This window comes from Longimicrobium sp. (assembly GCF_035474595.1).
Taxonomy (GTDB): domain Bacteria; phylum Gemmatimonadota; class Gemmatimonadetes; order Longimicrobiales; family Longimicrobiaceae; genus Longimicrobium.
Genome location: NZ_DATIND010000085.1, coordinates 72,048 through 78,987, shown reverse-complemented (window position 1 = coordinate 78,987; position 6,940 = coordinate 72,048). Strand labels below are relative to the sequence as shown.

Below are 6,940 nucleotides of genomic sequence, written 5' to 3'. Positions count from 1 at the left end.
CCCAGGGCGAACACCTCCAACCCGCCGCCCAGGAAGAAGTAGACCGCGCCGAACAGTGCCGCCGCCTCGCCCATGGCCGACCCGATCAGCGCCATCGTGCCGCGCTTCTCCACCGCCGCGCGCCGCCGCACGCCGCGGAGAACGAAGATCCCCGCCATCATCGCCACGCACATCGCCAGACCGACCATGCGCAGCGCGCGGAGGTCCGCGCCCTCGCGCACCGGCTCCGGCGGCGCGCTCTGGTGCACGTACGCCGCGATCCCCACGAACAGCAGCAGCCCCGTCAGCATCGCGAACCGCACGATCCGCAGCGACGTGGGCGAGACGTTGGTGGCGTTGGTCGGGTAGGCCATGGGAGAGAGACGCGGGTGCGGGATGGACCAGCGGGGTCAGCGGAAAGCGATGCCGGGGATCCCGGACACGGAGCGATGCGCTCCGCGCCCGGTGCGCGGCGGGCCGAATGCCCGGCCCCGTTCTCCCGCGGGTGGACGCATGACCGGTCCGCGGAACCCTGACGGTGGACGCGTCCTCAATCGTCCGGCGCGATCATGTCCAGGCCGATGATGTCCACCAGCACGTCGCGGGGCTTGGAGCCGTCGGGCGGCCCCAGCACCCCGGCGAAGTGCAGCTGGTCGATCACCCGCGCCGCGCGCCCGTAGCCGATGCGCAGCCGCCGCTGCAGCAGCGAGGTGGAGCCGCCCTGGTGCTGCACGCAGAGCATGGCGGCCTCGCGGAACAGCTTGTCGCGGTCGGCCGGGTCGTCGCCCGCCTCCAGCTCCTCGCCGTCGCCCTCGTGCGCGCGGACCACTTCCAGGATGTCCTCCTCGCGCGCGTCGGCCGCAGCCAGCCCCGCGGCCACGGCCGCCTCTTCGCGCAGGCGCCTGGCCTCGCGGTACCAGTCCATCAGCCGCTCGGTGTCGTCGGTGGACAGGAAGGCGCCCTGCACGCGCACCGGCTCGTTGCTGGCGGGCGGCAGCATCAGCATGTCGCCGTTGCCCAGCAGCGCGTCGGCGCCGTTCTGGTCCAGGATGGTGCGGCTGTCCACCTTCGACGAGACGCGGAAGGCGATGCGGCTGGGGAAGTTGGCCTTGATCAGGCCGGTGATCACGTTCACCGAGGGGCGCTGCGTGGCCAGGATCAGGTGGATGCCGATGGCCCGCGCCTTCTGCGCCAGCAGCGCCAGCGGCTTCTCCACCTCGCCCTGCACCGTCATCATCAGGTCCGCCAGCTCGTCGATGATGACCACGATGTACGGCAGCCGCCCGCCGCGATAGATCCACCGGTCGGGATCGCCCTCCTCGCCGTCGGGCTCGGGCGAGCGCATCATCTGCCCCGAATCGACCCGCTGGTTGAAGTCGTTCAGGTTGCGGACGCCGTTGGCCGACAGGAGCTGGTAGCGGCGCTCCATCTCGATCACCGCCCACTTCAGGACGGCCGCGGCATCGTTGTTGTCGGTGACGACGGGGTGACGGAGATGGGGGAGGTCGTTGTACATGCTGAGCTCCACCATCTTCGGATCGACCATCAGGAACCGCAGCGTCTGCGGCGTGTGGCGGTAGATCAGCGAGGTGATGATGGTGTTCACGCACACCGACTTTCCCGAGCCCGTGGCGCCGGCGATGAGCAGGTGCGGCATGCGCGCAAGATCCGCGACGAGCGGCCTGCCGCCGATGTCCTTGCCCAGCGCCAGCGGGAGCGCCGCCTTGCTGGTGCGGAACTGCTGGCTCTCGATGACCTCGCGGAAGAAGACCATCTCCGGCGCGGGGTTCGGCACCTCGACGCCCACCGCGCCCTTCCCCGGGATGGGCGCCACGATCCGGACAGACGGCGCGCGGAGCGCCAGCGCCAGGTCGGCCTCGAGGTTGGCGATGCGGGCCACCTTGATCCCCGGCGCGGGCTCCACCTCGAACTGGGTGACCACCGGGCCGGTGGTCATCCCCACCACGCGCCCCTCGATCTTGAAGGTCGCCAGCTTCTCCACCAGCACGACGCCCAGCTGGTCCAGCTGCGCGCGGTTGCGGGCCTCGTCGCGAGGGGGCGCGGCGGTGAGCAGCACGGTGGCGGGAAGGTCGGTGCTGGTGGGGTCGCCCGCCTCGGCCAGGAGGTCGCCCTGCTCGGCGAGGACGGCCTTGCCGCGCTTGGGCTTCAGCGGCCCGGGCGAGGGGATGGTCGCGTCCGGATCCATCGCCGGGAGCGCGGGCGCGCGCGCGGCGACGCCCACCGGCTCGTCGTCCAGCGGCACGTCCATCCAGTCGTCGTCATCGGCCGGCGCGCGGTAGTCCTCCTCGTCCCCATCCTCGAAATCCCCATCGTCCTCTTCCCCGTCGCCAGCGCGGCGGAGGGGGAGCTTGAGGTTGGGGACGGGGATGGCGGAGGCGGCGCGGCGGGTGTGGCCCCACGCGAAGCGGCCGCCCTGCACCGCGCTGCGCAACGGGTTCCAGCCGACCGTGGCCACGCAGAGCGCGGCGAAGAGCGTGGCGAGGACGATGGTGGAGCCGATGCCGCCCATGAGCCCCGCCATTCCGCCGCCGATGGCCGCGCCGGTGGCACCGGTGACGGGGGAGGCCGGGTCCGCGCCGCCCAGGATGGCCACGGCCGCGGGGGCGATGAAGGCGAGGCCGCCGAGGAGGACGGACCAGCGGAGCGCGGGCTCGGTGGGAAGCTTGTCGAACGCCACCAGCCCCCAGATGCCGCAGAGGAGGGGGATGGCGAGCGCGCCCGCGCCCATGCCGCCGACCAGCGTGGCGCGCAGCCACCCGCCGACGGGGCCCACGACGTTGTGGGAGGGGAAGCGGGCGCCCGCCCGGAACCAGTCGAGCGGGAACAGGCTGAGGGCGAGGAGGAGCGCCAGGGCAAGGAGACCGAGCCCCCAGAGCTCGCGCCGCTGCCGATCGTCGAGGGTGAACAGCATCGGGCCGGGATCGCGCCGTTGAGGCTGGTAGCCGCGTTCGGAAGGACGGGCACGCACGCGGAACTAAGGTCCGCGCGGCGCCGGGATTACTGCGTGGGGGCAGTCGGTCAGTTGGACACGAAAGATATGTGCGGAACGAAGATATGCCAAATGTACCGCGAACGCCCTCCGCCCGACACTTCGACGGGAGCGCGAAGGAAGATTCCGATCCCGCGACGGAATTTTGCGATCGCCGCGCCCGGGCGGGCCCTCTCCCTGGCTGGCCCGGCGCGACTCCCGTCGCGCCGCCGGGCCGCCGGTCCCTCCCCCAAAACTGCCTGGGGGAGGGACGGGGATTCACGCGCCCTGCACAATTCAGCTCAACTGCGGACACCAGTGTGCCGGAAGGACCGACAGATGTTGGAAAGCAGTCCCGGAGGGACTTCGTGCTGTTGTTGCCTGCCAATTTTATTGGCGGTGCAATGCCCGCGGCACGCGCCAATGCTCGACTCACCCGAGAACGCACTCCCGCACTCCCGCACTCCCGCACTCCCGCACTTCCGCACTTCCACACTTCCGCACTTCCACACTTCCCTCAGTGCGCCCACCGCCTCCGCTCGACCTTGCAGAACATCTCCACGTCGTCCAGTGCGTCGTCGGCCCAGCCGCTTACGTCGGGGTCGGCCCACAGGGTCATCAGCGCGGGCATCACCCGCTCCACGTGCAGGCGGCCGTGGATGCGGGCCAGGTGGCCCAGCGCGGTGGCGGCGTTGCGGCGCACCCAGATGTCGGGGTGGCGGGCGAAGTCCAGGCAGCGGCGCTCCACGTAGGCCCAGTCGTCCCAGTGCAGCGCCAGCCGCAGCAGGGCAAGCCCGATGTCGCGCCCGCCCGACGCGAACACGGCCTCGGCCTCGTCGCGGTCGATCGTGTCCAGCTCTTCGTAGATGCCGGAAGTCTCGTCCTCTTCGGGCTCGCTCATCGCTCCATTCCCAGCATCTGCAGAAGCGCGGGCGCCACGTCGGTGATGGCGCGGGCGCGCGCGGCCAGCTCGCCGCTCCCCGGCCCCATCGCCAGCACGGGCACGGGGTTCAGGGTGTGCCCGCCCGTGGCGTCCTCCACGTTGCCGTGGTCGCTGCTCACCACCAGCAGCGCGTCGGCCGGCAGCGCGTCGGCCAGGCCGCCCAGGAACGCGTCCACCTTCTCCAGCGCGGCGATGGCACCCTCCATGGCGCCGCGGTGGCCGGCGTGGTCGGTGTCGTAGTGCGCGAACAGCGTCACGTCCGCCCCCGCGGCGATGCGCGCCAGCCGCCGCCCCGCCTCGGCCGCGGTGATGTCGGGGAGCGCGTCGCCGGTGTGCTCGCGCCAGCGCTCGTGCGTGATGGACGACGCGACCGCCTCGCCGCGCGCGAGCTCGGGGAGGTCGCGCGTGAGCACCCCGGCGGCGCGGGCGGCCAGCGGCGGCGCGGCCGGGCGCCGGAAGATCCGCGGGTCCGCGGCGATCGAGGCGACCGGGTAGGCGTTGGCGAACGCCGCCGTCCCCCCGGCTTGCACCGCCCGCGTGAGCAGGTTCTCGGCGGCCAGCAGGTCGCGCAGCCCGGTGGGCACCCACGGCCCGAAGTGGCGCCCGTACTCCACCGCGGTGTTGCGCCCCGTCAGCAGCGCCGTCTGACCCGTCCCGCTCTGCGGCGTTCCGGCCACGCCCATCGTCGCGTCCGCCGCCACCAGCACCATCGCCCCGCCCAGGATCTTTCCGTCCGCGTCCAGGTCGTCCGCGACGGGGAGGCGGCCGCCAAGGAGGCGCCGCAGGCTGGGGAGCCGCGCGCGGGCGAACGGGTTGCGCTCCGCGTCCGCGGGGCCGATGCCGACGCCGTCCAGGAACACGAGCAGCACGCGCGAGGGACGGCTGGGCGGCACGGCGGAGCGGGCTAAAGATACGGACGGCGCGATTCGCGGGGATTCTAGCGCGGGCGGCACGATGGCGACAGGACGCGGCGAGCGGGACATCCTCCATCCGTTCCACCGTCGGCCCGGGTGGCCACCCGGTGCGCGGCATCAGCCTCCGCCCGGCTCGCGGATGCGTACTCGGGATCCGCTACGCCGACGGTGGATTTGTCGGGACGGCGCATTGCGCGCGCGAGTTCAATCACCCATACTCCGGAACGATGGACATTCATGGACGAGAGTGTGGATTGTGTGGCGGAATTCGTGCGTTCACCCTGGGGCACACCTGCGGCTGCTGCCGACCATCTCAAGGAGACGAGCGATGAAGAAGCTGAAGCTGGAAGTCGAGTCGCTGCGCGTGGATTCGTTCGAGCCCGCCCGGACCGAGACCGGCGTGGGGACGGTGCGCGCGCACGCCGGGCCCGAGCTGCCGGGCAACGCGATCGCCCTGGATTCCACGCTGTCGTACCTGCGCCCGTGCTTCTACACCGAGCAGCGCACCTGCACCTGCTGATCCGCGCGGTGCTGCGCACGACGGACGAACCATCCGGACGCAGAAACGCCACCTTCGATGCAGGAAGGTGGCGTTTCGCGTTCGGCTTTGCCCCGCGCTATCGTCAGCGGTGGCGGCGCGTCCTGCGCGTGGCGTGCGTGGTGTGGCGCGCGGGGCGACGGGTGGTGTGCGCGGAGGCGCGGTGCGTCGTCGTCCTGCGCGCGGACGCCCGCGAGCGCGACGAGGCATGCGCCGACGCGCGCGACGCGGTGTGGCGGCGGGCGGCCGCGCGCGCCGCGATGCGGCGGGCCTCGGTGCGGCGCGCGGCCAGGCGCTGCTCGGCGGCGCGGCGCTCCGCGGCGCGGACGCGGGCGATCTCCGCCTGGCGCGCGCGCTCGGCCTCGGCACGGGCCACGGCTTCGGCGTGCAGCGCGGGGAAGGCGCCGGCGAAGGCGTCCTGGTGCCCCTCGGGGATGCGCACCGCGAAGGACTTCTTCCCCGGCGGCGTGACCTTGCGCACCAGGTGCGGATTCAGGCGCGTGACCTCGCGCTCGCTGACGCCGGCCGCCTTGGCCACGGTTTCCAGCTCGGTGCCGCCGGGAACCGCCACGGTGTCGGCGCGCAGCGGCATCCAGCGCTCCACGTCGCCCAGCCCGTACTTCCCCGGCTCCTTGCCGACCAGCGCCGCGGCCACCATCAGCGGCACGTACTCGCGCGTCTCGCGTGGCAGGCGGTGGCGGATGCGCCAGAAGTCGTCGTCGCTCTCGCCACGCCTGCGGCCGGTCTCGGCGGCCAGGGCGCGGCTCACGCGGCCGTCGCCGCCGTTGTAGGCGGCCGCGGCCAGGTACCACGAGCCGAGCTGGTCGTGCAGGTCGCGCAGGTAGCGGAGCGCCGCGTCGGTGCTCTTCTCGGGGTCGCGGCGCTCGTCCACGTACCCGTCCACGCGCAGGCCGTAGCCGCGCGCGGTGGGCGCCATGAACTGCCAGAGGCCCACGGCGTTGGCGTGCGAGCGGGCGTTGGGGTTGAACCCGCTCTCGATCATGGAAAGGTAGACCAGGTCCTCGGGCATCCCGGCCAGGCGCAGCTTGGTGCGGATCATCCCCTCGTAGCGCCCGGAGCGCTTCAGGTAGTCCGCCATCACCTCGCTGCGGCGGCCGGAGAACAGCTCCACGAAGTGGTCCACGGCGTCGTTGCGCGCCACGGGGATGTCCCAGCGGGTGGCGGTGGCGGCCGCGGCCTCGCGGATGAAGCCCAGCGGCTCGCCCGTGCCGTCGTGGCCGAACGAGAGCTGCTTGCCGGTGGCCGCCAGGCCTCCGCCGATGGTGCACCCGACGAGGAGCGCGGCCGGGAACGCCGTCCTGAACTGCATGCTGCCTCCGGATGGATTACTGCAGGCGCGACGCGGATCCCGCGACGGTCGATTCAACCGGGGTGGAACGGGAGTACGACTGGTTTTAAGGGGGATTGAACGCGGCCCAGTGTCCGCCGTTCCTTCGTAACATAAAACGGAACAACGGTTTAGGCAACCGAAGAGATAGGGAACAGGGGAGAGGGGACAGGGAACAGGGACGGCCTGGGCGAGCCGGACACCGGCGCGAACCCGGCTGGTTGGGCTG

Annotated in this window: 6 protein-coding genes; 1 reads left to right on the top strand and 5 read right to left on the bottom strand. The window is 72.3% G+C overall.

Annotation, left to right across the window (positions count from 1 at the left end; genetic code table 11):
• From VLK66_RS15725 to VLK66_RS15710, 4 genes are all read right to left on the bottom strand, one after another.
• A partial coding sequence (locus VLK66_RS15725; RefSeq protein ID WP_325310397.1) for a hypothetical protein occupies positions 1–353 on the bottom strand: 353 nt, incomplete at its 3' end.
• A gap of 176 nt (positions 354–529) precedes the next feature.
• A complete protein-coding gene (locus VLK66_RS15720; RefSeq protein WP_325310396.1) occupies positions 530–2,911 on the bottom strand; it encodes an FtsK/SpoIIIE family DNA translocase in 2,382 nt (793 codons plus the stop codon).
• Between the two features lie 574 nt (positions 2,912–3,485).
• Positions 3,486–3,869, bottom strand: coding sequence for a hypothetical protein (locus VLK66_RS15715; protein ID WP_325310395.1), 384 nt, complete (start codon positions 3,867–3,869; stop codon positions 3,486–3,488).
• Positions 3,866–4,804 carry an alkaline phosphatase family protein gene (locus tag VLK66_RS15710; protein WP_325310394.1) on the bottom strand — a complete coding sequence of 313 codons (939 nt, stop codon included), beginning with the start codon at positions 4,802–4,804 and terminating at the stop codon, positions 3,866–3,868. The genes VLK66_RS15715 and VLK66_RS15710 overlap by 4 nt, the downstream gene beginning before the upstream one ends.
• 349 nt (positions 4,805–5,153) lie before the next feature.
• Here VLK66_RS15710 and VLK66_RS15705 point away from each other — a divergent pair, with 349 nt between their 5' ends.
• On the top strand, positions 5,154–5,345 hold the full coding sequence (locus tag VLK66_RS15705) for a hypothetical protein (protein ID WP_325310393.1): 192 nt from the start codon (positions 5,154–5,156) through the stop codon (positions 5,343–5,345).
• A 103-nt stretch (positions 5,346–5,448) separates the two neighbouring features.
• Here the strand turns inward: VLK66_RS15705 and VLK66_RS15700 are convergent, their stop codons facing one another.
• On the bottom strand, positions 5,449–6,693 hold the full coding sequence (locus VLK66_RS15700; RefSeq protein WP_325310392.1) for a lytic transglycosylase domain-containing protein: 1,245 nt from the start codon (positions 6,691–6,693) through the stop codon (positions 5,449–5,451).
• Positions 6,694–6,940 lie beyond the last annotated feature (247 nt).